This is a genomic window from Protofrankia sp. Cj3 (assembly GCF_917627355.1).
GTDB lineage: Bacteria > Actinomycetota > Actinomycetes > Frankiales > Frankiaceae > Protofrankia.
The window spans coordinates 6,094-9,203 of record NZ_CAKJTR010000058.1; the positions used below are offsets into that span (position 1 = coordinate 6,094).

2 protein-coding genes are annotated in these 3,110 nt (G+C 69.0%); one reads left to right on the plus strand and one right to left on the minus strand.

Translation table 11 applies throughout. The features are described from left to right. Positions 1-4: 4 nt before the first annotated feature. Complete coding sequence (locus MJ783_RS10285; protein WP_239310167.1) at positions 5-1,252, minus strand: cytochrome P450; 1,248 nt, start codon at positions 1,250-1,252, stop codon at positions 5-7. 359 nt (positions 1,253-1,611) lie between these two features. On the opposite strand from MJ783_RS10285, the gene MJ783_RS10290 reads away from it, so the two are divergent. Beyond that, the coding region (locus MJ783_RS10290) for an NAD(P)/FAD-dependent oxidoreductase (RefSeq protein ID WP_239310168.1) at positions 1,612-3,110 on the plus strand (1,499 nt) is incomplete at its 3' end.

Here is a 3,110-nt window from a genome sequence, read left to right on the forward strand (position 1 = left end):
GGGCTCAGGCCGTGAATCGGACCGGCAGACGCGTCAGGCCACGGATGAGGATGTTCGGCTTGTAGGGGGGGTCAGCGCTGAGCAGCTCGGCGGACCTGACGCGACGCACCAGCGCGCTGAGGAAGATCTCCATCTCCAGCAGGGCGAGCGGCGCGCCCAGGCAGTAGTGGTGGCCGAGGCTGAAGGACAGGTGGCGGGAGACCGGACGCTCCCCGAAGAAGCGGGTGACGTCGAGCCGGTCCGGTTCGACGTAGGCGTCCGGGTCGCGGTTCGCGCAGGCGATCAGAGCGACCACGCCTTCCCCCGGAGCGAAGGTACGGCCGCCGACCACGAGCTCCCGCTTGGCCGCACGGGTGTTCAGGTGGATGGGCGAATCGTAGCGCAGCAACTCGTCGACGGCCCGGGGAATCAGCTCCGGCCGCCCGCGCAACAGCTCGAGCTGATCGGTGTTGCGCAGCAGGGCGAGGGAGCCATTGCCGACCAGGTTCACGGTCGTCTCATGGCCCGCAATGATCAGAGTGATACAGGTGCCGAGCACCTCGTCCGCGGTGAGCCTGTCGCCCTGCTCCTCCACCGCGGCCAGGGAACTGATCAGATCGTCTCCGGGGCTACGCCGCCGTTCGTCGACAAGTGCGCGGAAGTACGCGGCGAACTCGGGGAGCGCCTCGTTACGGGCGGCAAGCGCTTCGGTAGTCAGGTAGAAGTCCGGATCGAACGCGCGCGCGAGCGCCTGCGACCATTTCTGCACAAGCGGGTGGTCACCGGTGGGCACGCCCAGGATCTCGCAGATCACGGTGAGCGGCAGCGGGTAGGCCATCATCTCGATCAGGTCGAACTCGCCGGCGTCCAGCGCGGCGTCGAACAGGCTGTCGACCAGTTCGGTGATACGTGGCCGGAGCTCGGCCACCCGCCGTGCGGTGAAACCCTTGGTGACCAGGCCACGTAGCCGGGTGTGATCAGGCGGCTCCATCCACAGGAATGTGTCGGGGAAGGCGGCTGCCGGAATCGTGGGGTGCAGCTGCTCCGCCTCCTTGTCATGGCCCCAGTCCGCACTCTGCAAGATTGTGACGCAGTCCGTGTAACGGGTTGCCAGGTGCAGCCCGAAGGCTGACATGTGCAGCGGCCCGGCGTCGCGCAGGGCCCGGTATCGCGAGTAGGGGTCGGCGCGGTTCGCGGGCTCGAACAGCTCATCCAGGAGAGGCGGTACGGCAGCGTCGTTCCGCGTCCGCGCCGGGGTGGTCGCCAGATCCATTTCGGCTCCCTCGCACGATTCTTCGGCACTTCTCCGGTCGCCGGGCACAAGCGCCGACGGCAGGGAGTGATACGCCGGCGCCGACGCCTGGACGGACATTGGCGAGCGTGTCGGATCGGCCGGTAAAGTAATATATCAACAGAGCCGACCGGCACTGCGGTGAACAGTTCGTTTACCTGACGCGACATATTCCTTACGAACTCCCTCCCGGCCGGATCGCATTCCTTCCGGTTATTGCGGCGACAAATAGATCTATCAGAGCATCCGATAACCGAGAGACCGCGCAAAAGAATGATAATAAGGTCGATGCCAGCGCTCCCATATACCGGCGGCGAGCACATGACGGCCACGGAGGCGTGATGGCACACGGCGGGACGGTCCGGCACCCGGGCCAAGGACGCGGGACCGACGTTGATGATCTGTCCCGGGCTCGGCCCGCCCCGGCCGCCGCGACCGCCGCGACCGGCGGCGAACGTGCCCACGCGGTTGTCCTCGGCGCCGGTATCGCCGGGCTGCTCGCGGCCCGAGTGCTCGCGGAAAGCTTCGACCGGGTCACCGTGTTCGAACGGGACGTTCTGGTGACCGCGGACCCACGCCGCGGCGTCCCCCAGGGCCGGCACCTGCACGGCCTGCTCGACCGCGGCCGCCAGATCATGGAGGAGCTGTTTCCCGGGCTGACCGCCGAGCTCGGCGCGAGGGGCGCTCCGGCGATCGAGACGCTGGTGGGTTCCCGCTGGTACCTGCGGGGGCTACGGGTGCACCCCACCGAGACCGGACTGATCTCGCTCCTTGCCAGCAGGCCGTTGCTGGAAGCCGTCATACAGGCGAATCTGCGTGGGATGCCGGGTGTGGAGCTCGTCCAGCGGGCAGTGGCGACCGGGCTTGTCGCGGCTCCCCATGCGCGCGAACGCATCATCGGCGTGCGGATCGTCCGGGCGGGGCGGAGCGCTCCCGACGGCTTGCGGCCGGAGCCCACGGCCGCCGATGGGGCGGAGTTCGTCAGTGCGGACCTCGTCGTCGACGCGACCGGGCGTGGCTCCCGCGGTGCGGACTGGCTCACCGCCCTCGGCCTGCCCCGGCCCCTGGAACAGCGGGTCGACGTGGACCTCGGCTACGCGTCACGACTCTACCGACGTGATCCCAAAGACCTTGGCGGGCAGCGCTCCATCATTGTTTCCACGATGCCCGGGTCCCGCGGTGGCGGCGCCGTGGCACTGGAGGGTGAACGCTGGCAGATAACGCTCGCCGGCATGCTCGGGGACCATCCGCCGGCGGACCCCGACGGTTTCGAAGCATTCGCCCGGACGCTGCCCGTACCCGACATCCACGATCTGATCTCTTCGGCACACGCGCTGACCGACCCGATCCCCCACCGGTTCTCCGGCTCGCTGCGGCGGCGCTACGAGCGCCTGCGGAACCCACCCGCGGGGTTCCTCGCCATAGGCGACGCGATCTGCAGCTTCAATCCGCTCTACGCCCAGGGGATGACCGTGGCGGCTCAGCAGGCGCTGGCCCTGCGGAACTGCCTGCGGGTCGCCGGCCCGGATCTGCCGGCCCGTTTCTACCGACAGGCCAGCTGCCTCGTGGACGCGGCCTGGGAGCTGGCGACCGGCGCCGACCTGCGCTATCCCGGCGTCCAGGGGCGGCGCGGCCTACGTGGCCGGCTGGTCGGGGCATACGGGGAGCGGGTACAGATCGCCGCGCATCGCGATGCCGCCGTGGCCCGTGCACTGATGAACTGGTTGAACCTCGTGGACGCTCCCACCGCCTTGCTCAGGCCCACCGTGATAGCCGGAGTCCTCCGGTATGGCCGGGCACACCCGCTCCAACCGATGCGGGTGCCGCCCGCCGCCCAGCA

Coding starts and splice junctions, on each gene's coding strand:
- MJ783_RS10285 (WP_239310167.1), bottom strand. CDS start 1,252: ATGGATCTGGCGACCACCCCGGCGCGGACGCGGAACGACGCTGCCGTA.